At 74.0% G+C, this 15,339-nt stretch carries 4 protein-coding genes; all 4 read right to left on the reverse strand.

Annotated features, from left to right (window positions below; genetic code table 11):
• A partial coding sequence (locus ABZY13_RS32535; protein WP_356637244.1) for a type I polyketide synthase occupies positions 1-2,902 on the reverse strand: 2,902 nt, incomplete at its 3' end.
• 50 nt (positions 2,903-2,952) lie between these two features.
• Positions 2,953-7,884, reverse strand: coding sequence for a type I polyketide synthase (locus ABZY13_RS32540; protein ID WP_356637246.1), 4,932 nt, complete (start codon positions 7,882-7,884; stop codon positions 2,953-2,955).
• A gap of 55 nt (positions 7,885-7,939) precedes the next feature.
• Positions 7,940-12,448, reverse strand: a complete 4,509-nt coding sequence (locus ABZY13_RS32545; RefSeq protein ID WP_356637248.1) for a beta-ketoacyl synthase N-terminal-like domain-containing protein — start codon at positions 12,446-12,448, stop codon at positions 7,940-7,942.
• Between the two features lie 390 nt (positions 12,449-12,838).
• The coding region (locus tag ABZY13_RS32550) for a type I polyketide synthase (protein ID WP_356637250.1) at positions 12,839-15,339 on the reverse strand (2,501 nt) is incomplete at its 5' end.

Genomic DNA, 15,339 nt, shown 5'->3' on the forward strand with positions numbered 1-15,339 from the left:
ACCCGTGCGAACCCAGCGACAACCGACCCGTGAACGTCACCCCGTCCGAATCCGGCGACGGCACCACCGCACCCAGCAACGGATGCCCAGCAGACACCAGACCCGCCGACGGGACACCGCCCACTTCGCCGCCCAGCCAGGAGTTCGCCAGGTACTGCTGGGTGTCGACCCAGTAGCGCTCGCGCTGGAAGGCGTAGGTGGGCAGCTCGACCCGGCGGGCACCGGAGCCGGTGAAGAACGCTTCCCAGTCGACTGCGACGCCTGCGGTGTGCAGGTGGGCCAGGGCCGTCACGAGGGTTTCTGGTTCCGGACGGTTGCGGCGCGAGGCCGCCACGACAACCGCGTCTTCGGACTCGACGCTCTGCCGGGCCATCCCGGCCAGGACACCGTCGGGGCCGAGTTCGAGGAACTGCGTGACGCCTTCGGCCTCCAGGACGCGGACGGTGTCGGCGAAACGGACCGGTTCCCGGACCTGGCGCACCCAGTAGCCGGGATCGGTCAGGTCCTCGCCGAGAGCACCGCTCACCGTCGAGAGCACCGCTATCCGCGGCTGCGCATACGTCAGCCGACTCGCGACCTCGCGGAACTCCGCGAGCATCGGCTCCATCAGCGACGAGTGGAACGCGTGGGACACCGCCAGGCGGGTCGTCTTCCGCCCCTCAACCTCAAAACGAGCCGCGACCTCCGACACCGCGCTCTCCGCACCCGAGACCACCACCGCCTGCGGGCCGTTGACCGCTGCAATGTCGGCATCGCCGGTGAGCAGCGGCCGTACCTCGTCCTCGGACGCCTGCACCGCCACCATCGCCCCACCCGCCGGCAACGCCTCCATCAACCGGCCCCGAGCAGCCACCAACCGCACCGCATCCGCCAGCGACAACACACCCGCCACATGCGCCGCAGCCACCTCACCGACCGAATGCCCCGCAACGAAGTCCGGCCGCACCCCCCACGACTCCACCAACCGGAACAACGCCACCTCGAACGCAAACAACGCAGGCTGAGCACACCCCGTCCCGTTCAGCAGCCCCTCGTCCCCGCCCCACACCACATCCCGCAACGGCCGATCGAGAAGCACATCCAGCTCACCCGCCACCGCATCGAACGCCGCCGCGAACACCGGATAAGCCGCATACAACTCCCGCCCCATCCCCAACCGCTGCGCCCCCTGCCCCGTGAACAGGAAGGCGGTCGAGCCGGTGTTGGTCACGCCCCGGACGACGCCGGGGCGGGCTTCGTCGGCGGCGAGGGCGCTGAGGGCTGCGAGGCCGGTGTCGCGGGTGTCGGTGAGCACGACCGCCCGGTGTTCGAGCGCCGCGCGGGAGGTGGCGAGGGAGTGGGCGATGTCCAGGGAGGTGGCGGCGTCGGTCGTGAGGTGGTCGTGAAGGCGTGCCGCCTGGGCGCGCAGGGCCTGCGCGCCGCGTCCCGAGACGAGCCAGGGCAGCGGCGCTCGGGTGGCCTGCGCAACGGGGGCCGGTCGGCCGGCGACGGGTTCCGAGGCTTCCGTGGCGTCGGCCGGCGCCTGTTCCACGATGACGTGGACGTTGGTTCCGCTCAGGCCGAACGAGGAGACTCCGGCGCGGCGCGGGTGGTCGGTCTCGGGCCAGGGTGTGGCCTCGGTGAGGAGGCGCACGTGGCCGGCCGTCCAGTCGACATGGGTGGACGGCTCGTCGACGTGGAGGGTGCGCGGCAGCAGGCCGTGCCGCATCGCCATCACCATCTTGATGACACCGCCCACGCCGGCGGCGGCCTGGGCATGGCCGATGTTCGACTTGATCGAGCCGAGCCACAGGGGCCGGTCCTGGGGGCGGTCCTGTCCGTAGGCGGTCAGGACGGCCTGGGCCTCGATCGGGTCGCCGAGGGTGGTTCCGGTGCCGTGGCCCTCGACGGCGTCGATCTGGGCGGCGGGCACCCGGGCGTTGGCCAGGGCCTGGCGGATGACGCGTTGCTGGGCGCGGCCGTTGGGGGCGGTGAGGCCGTTGGAGGCGCCGTCCTGGTTGAACGCGCTGCCACGGACGAGGGCGAGCACGGGGTGCTGGTTGCGCTTGGCGTCGGAGAGCCGTTCGAGCAGCAGGACGCCGACGCCCTCCGACCAACCGGTGCCGTCGGCGGCTTCGGCGAAGGACTTGCAGCGGCCGTCGGGGGCGAGGCCCCGCTGCTTGCTGAAGGCGATGAAGGGGGAAGGGGTGGACATCACCATGACGCCGCCGGCGAGTGCCAGGGTGCACTCCTTCTGCCGCAGGGCCTGTACGGCGAGATGGAGGGCGACCAGCGACGAGGAGCAGGCGGTGTCGACGGTGACCGCGGGGCCTTCCAGACCGAGGGTGTAGGAGATGCGGCCGGAGATGACCGCTGCCGCGTTGCCGGTGGTCATGTACGTTTCGGCGATCTCGGGGACGGAGCCGAGGAGGTGCTCGTAGTCCTGGATGCCGGATCCGGCGAAGACGCCGACGGGGCCGCCGCGCAGGGACTCGGGGTCGATGCCCGCGCGTTCGAAGGCCTCCCAGGACGCCTCCAGCATCAGCCGCTGCTGCGGGTCGGTGACGAGTGCCTCGTTGGGGCTGATGCCGAAGAAGCTGGCGTCGAAGTCCCCGGCGTCGTGAACGAAGCCGCCTTCGTGGACGTAGCTCGTGCCGAGGTGCTCGCTGTCGGTCCCGCCGCCGAGCCGGTCGAGGTCCCAGCCGCGGTCGGCGGGGAATTCGGTGATGGCGTCGCGCCCTTCGGCCACAAACTCCCACAAGTCCTCGGGGGACGCGATCCCGCCGGGGTAGCGGCAGCTCATGGCCACAATGGCGATGGGCTCCTGCTCCTGGCCCTCGACCTCCTGGAGCCGGCGCCGGGTCTGGTGCAGGTCGGCGGTGACACGCTTGAGGTAGTCGAGGAGCTTGTCGTCGTTCGCCATCGTGAGGTCCACCGAGTCCTTTGGTTCGTCGGAGCCGTTCGCGCACTCGATCAGGCGAGGCCGAGTTCCTTGTCGATGAAGTCGAAGAGCTCGTCGGCGGAGGCCGTTTCGAGCTGGTCGCCGACGTCTTCGCCGCCGCCGGGCGCGGCGAGGGTGTCGGTGAGGCGCGTCACCAGGCTCTGCAGGCGCGCCATGATCCGGTTGCCCTCGATCTCCTCGGCCGTCAGCGCCGAGACGGCCTCCTCGAAGCGGTCGAGGTCGGCGAGGACGCCGAGGGCTCCCGTGCCGCCGCCGGAGAGGAGTTCGGTGCGCAGGTGTTCGGCGAGCGCTGCCGGGGTCGAGTGGTCGAAGATCACGCCGGTGGGGAGTTTGCGGCCGGTGGCGGTGCTGAGCCGGGTGCGCAGGTTGACGGCGGCGACCGAGTCGAAGCCGAGGTCGTCGAAGGCACGGGCGGGTGCGACGTCGGCGGGGTCGTCGTACTCGAGGAGCGCGGCGACGTGCGAGCGCACCAACTCCAGCAGGGTCCGTCGCTGTTCGGCCTCGGGCAGGACGGCGAGCCGTGCCACGAGCGCCGCGCCTTCCGAGGTGTCGCCGGTGTCGTCGCCTTCGAGGGCGGCGCGGACCTCGGGGAGGGCGTCGAGCAGGGGGCGGGGGCGGGCGAGGGTGTAGGTCGGGGCGAAGCGGGGCCAGTCGAACGCGGCGATCACGGGGCGTGCTGCGCGCAGGGCGAGGACGCGGCGCAGCGCGGCGACGGCGAGGGCGGGGTCCATGGCGGGGGCGCCGATGCGGCGCATCATGGCGGCGAGTTCGGCGTCGACCATGCCGCCCTGCCAGGAACCCCAGGCGATCGAGGTGGCGGTGAGTCCGCGGGCGCGGCGGTGGTCGGCGAGTCCGTCGAGGAACGCGTTGGCGGCGGCGTAGGCGGACTGGCCGGCGCTGCCCCACAGGGCGGCGCCGGAGGAGAAGAGCACGAAGGCGTCGAGTGGGGTGTCACCGAGCTGTTCGTCGAGGTGTCGTGCGCCGAGGGCCTTGGCCGTGGCGACGTCGGCGATCTCGGCGAGGGTCAGTTCGCCGAGGGGCGCCATGCGCTGGGCGACGCCGGCGGCGTGGAAGACGGCGGTGAGGGGCCGGTCGGGGTCGGCGCGCAGGGCGGTCAGGAGGGTGTGCACGGAGGCGCCGTCGGCCATGTCGCAGGCCTCGACGGTGACCTCGGCGCCCGATCGGCGCAGCTCGGCCGCGAGTTCGGCGGAGCCCGGAGCCTGCGGTCCGCGGCGGCCGGCGAGGACGAGGTGCGGTGCTCCGTGCCGGGCGAGCATGCGGGCGACGTGGGCGCCGAGGCCGCCGGTGCCGCCGGTGATCAGGATCGTGCCGCGCGGGCGCCATGCGGGCTCGGGGGCCGCGTGGCCGGCGGCGTGGACCATGCGGCGGGCGAGGACGCCGTGCGGGCGGACGGCCAGCTGGTCCTCGCCGGTGGCGCCGGACAGGGCGTCGCACAGGCGGCGCAGGGTGGTGTCGCTGGCGTCGCCGGCGGGGATGTCGACGAGGCCGCCCCAGGTCTGCGGGCTCTCCAGGGAGAGTCCGGCGCCGAGGCCCCATACGGCGGTTTGCGCGGGGTGGGCCGGCTCGTCGGCATCGGGTCCCGTGCCGGCGCCGGGTCCCGTCCCGACGGAGACGGAGACGGCGCCGGTGGTGACGCACCACAGCCGCCCGTTCCAGCCGATGTCGCCGAGCGCCTGGGCGAGGGCGACGGTGTCGGCGAGCCCGCGGGAGAGAGCGGGGTGTTCGGGGTGGGGGCGGTCGTCGAGGGCGAGGAGGGAGACGACACCGGCAGGGGTGTCCTCGGCGCCGGCGGGCGTGTGTGCGCGCAGCAGGTCGGCGAGGGTGGCGCGGTCGGCGCCGGCCGCGTCGACGTGGACGGTGCGGGCGCCGCGCGCGGCGAGGGCGGCGGTGAGCGCCTCGGCCGGGGCGCCGGGCGCTGCCGCGACGAGCCAGGTACCGGTGAGCGGGACTGGGGGCCGGTCGGTGACCGGCGTCCAGGTCACCTCGTAGCGGACCGCGTCGGCCTCGGACTCCTCGCGCCGACGGTGCCGCCAGGCGGACATCGCGGGCAGCACGGGGGCGAGGGCAGTCGGGTCGAGGCCGAGCCGTTCGGCGAGAGCGGTGGCGTCCTCGCGTTCGACGGCGTCCCAGAAGAGGGCGTCCTCGGGCGTGCCGGACGGGTGCGGGGCGGGGGCGCCGTCCGGACCGGCGCCGCCGTCGTCGGGGCTGCTGCCGTCGGTCCAGTAGCGGCGGTGCTGGAAGGCGTACGTCGGCAGGTCCACCCGGCGGGCCTCGCGCCCGGCGAAGAAGGCGGGCCAGTCGACCGTGGCGCCGCGGGCGTGGGCGAGGGCGAGGGCGCCGACGGCCGCCCGGTCCTCGCCCCGGTCGCGGCGCAGCACCGGCGCGAAGGCCGCGCGGTCCGGGGCGTCCTCGTCGGCGGTCAGGCAGTCGGCGCCCATGGGGGTGAGCGCGGCGTCGGGGCCGAGTTCGAGGAAGGTGGTGACGCCCTTGGCCTCCAGGGCGCGCACGGCGTCCTGGAAGCGGACGGTCTCCCGGGCGTGGCGCACCCAGTAGTCGGCCGAGCGCAGGTCGTCACCGGTGGCGGGTTCGCCGGTGAGGGCGGAGACGACCGGGATGCGGGGTTCGCCGTAGGTGATCCGCTCGGCGACCCGGCGGAAGTCGGCGAGCATCGGGTCCATCAGGGGCGAGTGGAAGGCGTGGGAGACGGCGAGCCGCCTGGTGCGGCGTCCCTGCGCCTCGAAGACCGCGGCGATCCGTGAGACCGCGTCCTCGGCGCCCGAGATCACGACCGCTGCGGGGCCGTTGACGGCCGCGATGCCCACCTCGCCCGCGAGCAGGGGCAGTACCTCGTCCTCACTCGCCTGCACGGCCGTCATGGCGCCGCCGGCGGGCAGCGCCTGCATCAACCGACCGCGGGCGGCGACGAGTTCGGCGGCGTCGGACAGGGACAGCACGCCGGCGACGTGGGCGGCGGTCAGTTCGCCGACGGAGTGCCCGGCCAGGAAGTCGGGCCGCAGGCCCCAGGACTCCAGGAGCCGGAACAGGGCCGCCTCGACGGCGAACAGGGCGGGCTGGGCGTAGGCGGTGCGCTCCAGCGCCCGGGGATCCTCGCCCCACAGCACGTCCGTGAGGGGAAGCTCCAGGTGCCGGTCCAGAGCGGCGGCCGTCTCGTCGAAGGCGGCGGCGAACACCGGGTGGGCGGCGTGGAGTTCGCGGCCCGCTCCGAGGCGTTGCGCGCCCTGTCCGGTGAAGAGGAAGGCGGTCGGCGCGTCGGGGCGGGCGCTCGCGAGGGCGGTGCTCGCGGTGGGCCTGCCGTCGGCCAGGGCCCGTAGCTCCCGGGCGAATGCGTCCCGGTCGCCGGCCACGATCACGGCGCGGTGTTCCATCGCGGCCCGGCTGGTCGCCAACGAGAGGCCGAGGTCGGTCAGGCCCTGTCCGGGGTGGGTGTCGAGGTGCGCGACGAGGCGGGCGGCCTGCGCGGCAAGGGCGTCCCCCGTCCGGGCGCTGATCACGAGGGGTACGGAGCCGGCCGTGGGCGTCGCGGGCTGCTCGGTACGGGCGTCGGGCTCCTCCGGCGCCTGTTCGACGATGACGTGGGCGTTGGTGCCGCTCATGCCGAAGGAGGAGACTCCGGCGCGGCGCGGGGCTGCGCCCTCCGGCCAGGCGATCTCCTCGGTGAGGAGCCGGACGCCGCCGGACGACCAGTCGACCTTCGGCGTCGGCTCGTCCACGTGGAGGGTGCGCGGGAGTACGCCGTGCCGCATGGCCTGCACCATCTTGATGACGCCGCCCACGCCGGCCGCGGCCTGCGCGTGGCCGATGTTCGACTTGAACGAGCCGAGCCACAGCGGTCGGTCCGCGGGCCGGTCCCTGCCGTAGGTGGCGAGGAGGGCCTGCGCCTCGATCGGGTCGCCGAGGACGGTGCCGGTGCCGTGCGCCTCGACCGCGTCGACGTCGGCGGCGGACAGCTGGGCCTCGGCCAGCGCCTGGCGGATCACCCGCTGCTGGGAGGGCCCGTTGGGCGCGGTGAGGCCGTTGGACGCACCGTCGGAGTTGACCGCGGAGCCGCGGATCACGGCGAGGACCGGGTGCCCGTTGCGGCGGGCGTCGGAGAGCCGTTCGACCAGCAGCATGCCGACGCCCTCGGACCAGGTGGTGCCGTCGGCCGCGGCGGCGAAGGACTTGCAGCGCCCGTCGGGGGCGAGGCCGCGTTCCTGGCTGAAGCCGACGAATGACGACGGGTGCGCCATGACGGTGGCTCCGCCGGCCAGCGCCATCGAGCACTCGCCCGCGCGCAGCGACCGCACGGCCCAGTGCAGGGCGACCAGGGACGACGAGCAGGCGGTGTCCACGGTGATGGCGGGCCCCTCCAGGCCCAGCACGTAGGCGACCCGGCCGGAGGCGACGCTGGCCATGCCGCCGGTTCCGCCGCCCACCGCGTAGTCGTGGTAGACGACGCCGGTGAAGACGCCGGTACGGCTGCCCTTGAGCGAGGTCGGGTCGATCCCCGCACGCTCCAGCGCCTCCCAGGAGGTCTCCAGCAGCAGCCGTTGCTGCGGGTCGGTCGCGCGGGCCTCCCGCGGGCTGACCCGGAAGAAGCCGGCGTCGAAGTCGCCCGCGTCGTGCAGGAACCCGCCTTCCCGGCAGTACGTCTTTCCGGTGACCGCCGGCTCGGGGTCGTACAGGGCGTCGACGTCCCAGCCGCGGTCGGCCGGGAAGCAGGAGATGGCGTCCCGGCCCGCCGCGACCAGGTCCCACAGTTCCTCCGGCGAGCCGATGCCGCCGGGGTAGCGGCAGCTCATCGCGACGATCGCGACCGGCTCGTGCTGCCGGTCCTCCAGTTCGCGCAGTCGCCGCTTGGTCTGCTGGAGGTCGGCGGCGGCGCGTTTGAGATAGTCCCGGAGCTTGTCGTCGTTGCTCATCACACTCAGCCAATCTCGAACTGTTCGCGGGGAGGGAGCCGGCGGGGAACGGGCGTCAGGGAGTGCCGAGTTCGCTGTCGAGCAGGTCGAACAGCTCGTCGTCGCCGGCCGCCGACAGATCGCGGTCGCCGGCGCCGCCGGTCGGGGAACTGCCGTGCGCGTCGCGCCACTTGCGCAGCAGGGCCTCCAGGCGGGCGGTGATCGCGGCGTGCCCGTCGTCGGTGGGACCGAGCGCCGGGAGTGCCGTGAGGGCCGCGTCCAGCCGGTCGACGTCGGCGAGGACGGGCCGTACCGGGTCGCCGCCCGCGGGGTCGAGCGCGCCGTGGAGGTGCTCGGCGACGCCGCGGGCCGTCGGATGGTCGTAGACGAGCGTGGCGGGCAGGTTCAGCCCGGTCGCCGCGCTGAGCCGCTTGCGCAGCTCGACGGCGGCCAGCGAGTCGAAGCCCAGTTCCCCGAACGCCCGGTCGGGTTCGACGGCGTCCGGGGAGGAGTGGCCGAGGACGGTGGCGACGTGTGCCCGTACCGCGTCCAGCAGGGTCCGGGCGCGTTCGGCAGCGTCGAGTCCCGTAAGACGTCGCCGCAGGTCCGCGCCGCGGCGCACGGCCGGGCGGGGCGGCGCGGTCGCCGAGGGGGACGGCGGCGGGCCGTCGGGACGGTGCGCGGCGAGGTCGTCGGCGGAGACGGTCCGCCAGCCGACCGTGTCGGCGGAGAACACCGGGACGCCGTCCTCGTCGGCCAGCGTCACCGTCACCCCGCCGCCCTCCGCCGACGCGATCCGCACCCGCCCTGCCGAGACGCCGGAGGCATGGGCGCGCACGCCCGTCCAGGAGGCCGGGAGCAGGGGCAGCGGCGGCTCGTCGTCGGGCCGGTCGACCAGGGCGAGGTGCAGGGCGGCGTCGAGAAGGGCCGGGTGCAGGACGAACGGATTCCCGGCGTCGGTCCCCTCCGTCTCCTCCAGCGCGTCGGCGTGGAACGCGTCGGCCGGGCGGGCGACCTCGGCGAAGAGCTCACCGCCGCGCCGCCAGGCCGCCGTGACGCCCTGGAAGGCGGGGCCGTAGACGTGCCCCCGGGCGAGCAGGCGGTCGTAGACGGCGTCGACGTCGAGGGGCTCCGCGCCGGGGGGTGGCCAGGCGTTCAGGGATACGGATGCGGAGGTGGGCGTGGGTGCGGGGTTGCGTGCGGGCGCGGGCGCGGGTGCGGGCCGTTCGGCGGGGGCGGTCGGGGCGGCAGAGGTGGTGGAGGCCGTGGAGGCCGTGGAGGTCGTGGCGGCGGCCGACGTGGTGGGCGCGGCCGACGCGGCGGCGAGCATGCCGGTCGCGTTGCGGGTCCACGGCTGCCCGGGGTCGTCGGGGCGCGAGTGGACGGTCAGCTTCCGCCGCCCGCCGTCGTCCGGAGCGCCCACACGCACCCGCAGGACGAGCCCGCCCCGGCCGGGGAGGACGAGTGGCGCCTCGGCCGACAGTTCGAGCAGCATCGGACAGCCGGCCCGGTCACCGGCCGCGAGCGCCAGCTCCACCAGACCCGCCCCCGGGAACACCGTGCTGCCGAGCAGTTCGTGATCCCCGAGCCAGGACAGCCGCTCGGCGGACAGTCGTCCCGTGAGCAGCAGCTCGGCGCCCTCGGGCTGCGACACGCGAGCACGCAGGACCGGGTGGACGACGGTGTCCAGGCCCGCGTCCACGACGCCCTGGTCGGCGGCGGGCGGGGCCAGCCAGTACCGCCGGCGCTGGAAGGCGTACGTGGGCAGGTCGACCCGGCGGGCCCCGGCGCCGGCGTGGAACGCCTCCCAGTCCACGGCCGCCCCGCTGGTGTGCAGCCGGGCGACGGCGGCGACCAGCGTGTCCGGCTCGGCCCGGTCGCGGCGTCCGGCGGCGGCGAACACGGCGTGCTCGGACCCGGCGGTGTGCCGTGCCATCGCGGTCAGCGCGGCGTCCGGGCCCAGTTCCAGGTAGCGGGTGACGCCCTGTGCGTCGAGGTGGCCGACGGCGTCCGCGAACCGGACGGCCTCGCGGACCTGCCGCACCCAGTATTCCGGGTCCGTCAGCTCCTCGGCGCGGACGCCGGTCACCGTGGACACGACCGGGACGCGCGGTTTGTCGTACGACAGCCGCCGCGCGACCTCGCGGAAGGCGGCGAGCATCGGGTCCATCAGGGCGGAGTGGAAGGCGTGGGAGACGGCCAGGCGGCTCGTCCTGCGTCCCTCGGCCCCGAAGCGGGCCGCGATCGCCGCTACCGCGTCCTCGTCGCCCGAAACGACGACCGCCCGCGGGGCGTTGACGGCCGCGATGCTCACCCGGTCGTCGAGGAGCGGACGCACCTCGTCCTCGGCGGCCTCCACGGCCGCCATCGCGCCGCCCGCGGGCAGGGCCTGCATCAACCTGCCGCGCGCCACGACGAGTTCGGCGGCGTCGGACAGGGACAGCACGCCGGCGACATGGGCGGCGGCGATCTCGCCGACGGAGTGACCGGCCAGATGATCGGGGCGGACGCCCCAGGACTCCACCAGCCGGTACAACGCCACCTCGTAGGCGAAGAGCGCGGGCTGCGTGTACGCGGTCCGGTGGAGCAGCCCCTCGTCCTCGCCCCACATCACCTCGCGCAGGGGGCGGTCGAGCCGGGCGTCCAGCTCGGCGGTCACGGCGTCGAACGCGGCCGCGAACACCGGATAGCCGGCGTGGAGTTCCCGTCCCATGCCCAGCCGCTGCGCTCCCTGCCCGGTGAACAGGAACGCCGTCCGTCCCGTGGAACGTGCCGTGCCCTGCACGACGGCCGGGTGCGGCTCGCCGGCCGCCAGCGCCGCGAGTCCGCGGGTGAGTTCCTCCCGGTCCCGGCCGACGACGGCCGCCCGGTGCTCGAACCGGGCTCGTGAGGTCGCCAGGGAGTAGGCGATGTCCAGCGCGGAGGCCGGATCCGTGGAGGTGTGGGTGGGGGCGGCGGCGGTGGGGTGGGCGGAGGTGCGGTCGGTGGAGGCGGGGTTCGCGGACGCCGGGTTCGCAGGCGCCGCGTTGACGGACACGGGGTCACGGGGGTCCGGTCCGGTGGCGGCCAGCAGCTTGCGCGCCTGTCCGGCCGGCGCGTCCGGCGTCCGTCCCGACAGCACCCAGGCGAGGACGGGCAGCCGTACGCCCGTCCTCGTGCCGGCCTTGTCGCACTCGTGCTCGTACTCGTTGAGTTCCTTTGGCTCGGCGGGCTCCAGGGATGCCTCGGGCCGCGGGACCTGCTCGATGATGACGTGGGCGTTCGTGCCGCTCATGCCGAACGAGGAGACACCGGCCCGGCGCGGACGTCCCCGGTCCGGCCAGTCGACCTCCTCGGTGAGCAGCCGGACGTTGCCCTGAGACCACTCCACATGCGGGGAAGGCCGGTCGAGGTGCAGGGACTTCGGCAGCCGGCCGTGCCGCATGGCCTCGACCATCTTGATGATGCCCGCCGTGCCCGCCGCCGCCTGCGTGTGCCCGATGTTGGACTTCACCGAGCCGAGCCACAACGGCTCGTCCTCCGGCCGGTCCTGACCGTACGTGGCGAGCAGCGCCTGTGCCTCGATGGGGTCGCCGAGCCGCGTGCCGGTGCCGTGTCCGTCGACGGCGTCCACGTCGGCCGCGGACAGGCCCGCGTTCGCCAGCGCCTGCCGGATGACCCGCTGCTGTGAGGGGCCGTTGGGGGCGGTGAGGCCGTGGGAGGCGCCGTCCTGGTTGACGGCGGAGCCGCGGATCACCGCGAGGACCGGGTGCCCGTTGCGACGGGCGTCGGACAGCCTCTCCAGCAGCAGCACACCCGCACCCTCGGAGCAGGCGACCCCGTCGGCGGACGCGGAGAACGACTTCGACCGGCCGTCCGAGGCGAGGCCCCGCTGCTCGCTGAAGTAGACGAACATGTCGGGCGTGGACATCACCGTCACGCCGCCCGCCAGGGCGAGGTCGCAGTCCCGGCGGCGCAGCGCCTGTCCGGCCCAGTGCAGTGCCACCAGCGACGACGAGCATGCCGTGTCCACGGTGACGGCCGGCCCCTCGAACCCCAGGCTGTACGCGACCCGGCCGGAGACGAGACTGCCGCCGCTGGAACTCGCGGCGGACCGCCCCAGGGCGTAGTCGTGATACATCACCCCGGCGAAGACACCCGTCGAACTGCCCCTCAGCGACACCGGGTCGATCCCGGCCCGCTCGAACACCTCCCAGGACACCTCCAGCAGCAGCCTCTGCTGGGGGTCCATCCCGAGCGATTCACGCGGGCTGATGCCGAAGAAGTCGCTGTCGAAGTCGCCGGCGTCGTACAGGAAACCGCCCTCACGCGCGTACGTCCTCCCGGGCCGGCCCGGCTCCGGGTCGTACACGTCCTCGGCCCAGCCTCGGTCGGACGGGAAGGCCGAGATCGCGTCCACGCCGTCCGTCACGAGGTCCCACAGGCCCTCCGGCGAATCGACGCCGCCCGGGTAACGGCAGGCCATGGCGACGACGGCGATCGGCTCATTCGCCTGCCGCTCGTTCTCGGCGAGCCGCTTCCGCGCGTCGCGCAAATCGGCGGTGGCGCGTTTGAGGTATTCGAGAAGCCTCTGCTCATTGCTCACCGAGGTCCACTCCTCACGGTTCACGGATCTCCGAGGCCCTGGGACGGGACTTCTCGGCGACGGTCTTCTCGATGCCGGTTTTCTCGGTGCCGGTTTTCTCGGTGTTCGGATTTCTCGGTCTTCCCCGGTCTGGGTTTCCCCCGGTCTCGGTTTCCCCGATCGGTTTCCCGGTCTGGGTTTCCCCGATCGGTTTCCCCCGGTCGATTGCCCCGGGCTCGGTTTCCGTCGTCGGCGGGCCCTTCGTCAGGGACTTCCGCGCCGGCTCGAGGCTACGGACCACCTTTGTGGGGGCCAACCTGGGCCGACCCTTAACCGCACCCCAGTCACCCCTAGACCGGCTGCTGGGGTGCGGGGACGCCCAGGTCAGGCGTCCCCCTCACCGCGTCCGGGTCACTGGGCAGGGGTCTCCAGCTCGCCGTCGAGGATGTCGAACAGCTCGTCCGCCGTGACGTCGCTCAAATCCGTTCCGTCGTCGTCCGCTCCGGTCCTGTCCGTGGAGGCGGATACGGAGGCGGAGGCGGAGGCCGTGACGGGGCCGGATGCGATGGCGGAGGCGGAGTCCGACGCCGGGTGGCCGTCGGCCCATTTGGAGGCGATCGCCCGCAATCGGGCCGCTATCCGGTCGCGTTCCTTTTCACCGGTTTCATCGTGTTCCACTTGCGCGAACAGCGTCTCCAGTCGGGTGAGTTCGGCGTCGACGGCGGACAGGGCGTTCGCGTATGCGTTCCGCGAGCCGGAACGCGTCCCGTCGAGGACCGGCCGCAGGAGTTCGTGGATGTGGTCGGCGACGGCTGCGGCGGACGGGTAGTCGAACACCAGGGTCGCGGGCAGCCGAAGACCGGTGGCCCGATTGAGCCCGTTGCGCAGTTCGACGGCCGAGAGCGAGTCGAAGCCCAGTTCCCCGAAGGGGCGGTGGGGTTCGAGGTCCTCACCGGACGCGTGGCCCAGGACGCCGGCGACATGCCCGCGGACCGCGTCCAGCACGGCGCGGGCACGCTGGTCGTCGTCCAGGACGGCGAGCCGCTGCCGCAGTGCGTCGCCCGCGTCGGAGGTGGGTTCTGCCGTGCCGGGCGCCTCCTTTCGGTGACGGCTCTCGGGCACCAGCCCTCGCAGGAGGGCGGGGACTTCGTCCGGGCGGTTGCGCAGGGCGGCTCGGTCGATGCGCAGGGGGACGGGGGCGGCTGGGGGTGCGGGCGTGGGAGTGGTTTCGGTTGTAGGAGTGGTTCGGGTTGTGTGAGTGGTTGGGGTGGTGGGAGTGGTGGGAGTGGTGGTTGGGGTCGTCGGGGTGGTCGGCGTGCTTGCTGTGAGGGACGCGTCGAACAGGCGCAGGCCCTCTTCGGCCGAGAGCGGCGGGGTGCCGGAACGCCGCATCCGTTCCAGGTCGGCCTCGCCCAGTTCGGCGGCCAGCCCGCTGCTCACGCCCCACAGTCCGTAGGCCAGGGCCGTCGCGGGGAGCCCTGCGGCGCGGCGGTGATGGGCGAGCGCGTCCAGAAAGACGTTCGCCGCCGCGTAGTTGCCCTGCCCGGCCGCCATCACCAGTCCACCGGCCGACGACAGCATCACGAACGCGGTCAGGTCCAGGTCCGCGGTCAGCTCGTGCAGGTGCCAGGCCGCGTCCGCCTTCGGCGCGAGGACGGCGTCCAGTCGCTCGGGGGTGAGCGCGCCGATCAGGCCGTTGTCGGCCACGCCGGCCGCGTGCACGACGGCGCGCAACGGACGGTCGTCCGGAATGCCGGCCAGCAGGGCGGCGAGCGCCTCCCGGTCGGCGGCATCGCAGGCTGCGACGGTGACGTCGGCACCGGCCCCGGTCAGTTCGGAGCGCAGGGCGGCGGCGCCCGGGGCCTCGGGACCGCGGCGGCTGGTGAGGAGGAGGTGGCGGACGCCGTGTTCGGTGACGAGGTGGCGAGCGAGGAGGGCGCCGAGGCCTCCGGTGCCGCCGGTGATCAGGACGGTGCCGTCGGAGGGCCAAGGCGTGCAGGGGGGGTGGGGGGCGGCGGAGGCGGGACCGGCGGTGTCGGCAGGGGGTTCCGTCTTCGGTGGGGCGTCGAGGGGCGTGAGCCTGGGGATGAATGCTCGGCCGCCTCGTACGGCCATCTCCGGCTCGCCGAGTGCCAGGGCGGTGGGAGGTACGGTCGCCTCGTCGGTGTCGACGAGGCGGAAGCGGCCCGGGTTCTCGGCCTGCGCGGCCCGGACCAGGCCCCACAACGGCGCCTGGGTGACGTCCACGGAGGCTCCCTCGGTGGTGGCGACCGCGTGGTGGGTGACGACCGCGAGGGTGGCGTCCGCGAAGCGTTCGTCGGCCAGCCAGGTCTGGAGGGCGGTGAGGACGTGTTCTGTGGTTCTGCGGACGGTGGTGGGGATGTCGGCGTGGTGACGGAGGCCGGCAGTCTCGTCGATTCCGGTCCTCTCGGCAGGCTCGGCGGGCTCGGCGGGCTGAGTGGGGTGGAGCACGACCACGCCCGTTACCGGTCCTTCGGCCGGCAGTTGCTCCCAGGCCGTCAGCTCCGGGGGCGTGGGCGTTGTCTCGCCGCTGGGCCGCAGGGCACTCCATTCGATGACGAACAGTGAGTCGCCGGTGCCGTGGCCCAGTTGTTCCGCCGTCACCGGGCGTGACACCAAGGTTTTCACGGACAGCACCGGCAAGCCGTTCCGGTCGGTGATGCGCAGGGCGATGCCGTCGCCGTGCGGCGCGCGGGTGATGTGCACTCGCACCTCGGAGACGCCGGGGGTGTGGAGTTCGACGCCTTCCCAAGCGAACGGGAGCATGGGCCGGCCGGTGCCGTCTTCATCCGAGATGCCGAGGAGGGCGGGGTGGAGGGCGGCGTCGAGGAGGGCGGGGTGGAGGGTGAAGCGGGTGGCGTCGGGGTGGGTGTGGTCGGGGAGGGTGATGT

The sequence above is a fragment of the Streptomyces sp. NPDC006610 genome, from assembly GCF_040611575.1.
Classification (GTDB): domain Bacteria; phylum Actinomycetota; class Actinomycetes; order Streptomycetales; family Streptomycetaceae; genus Streptomyces.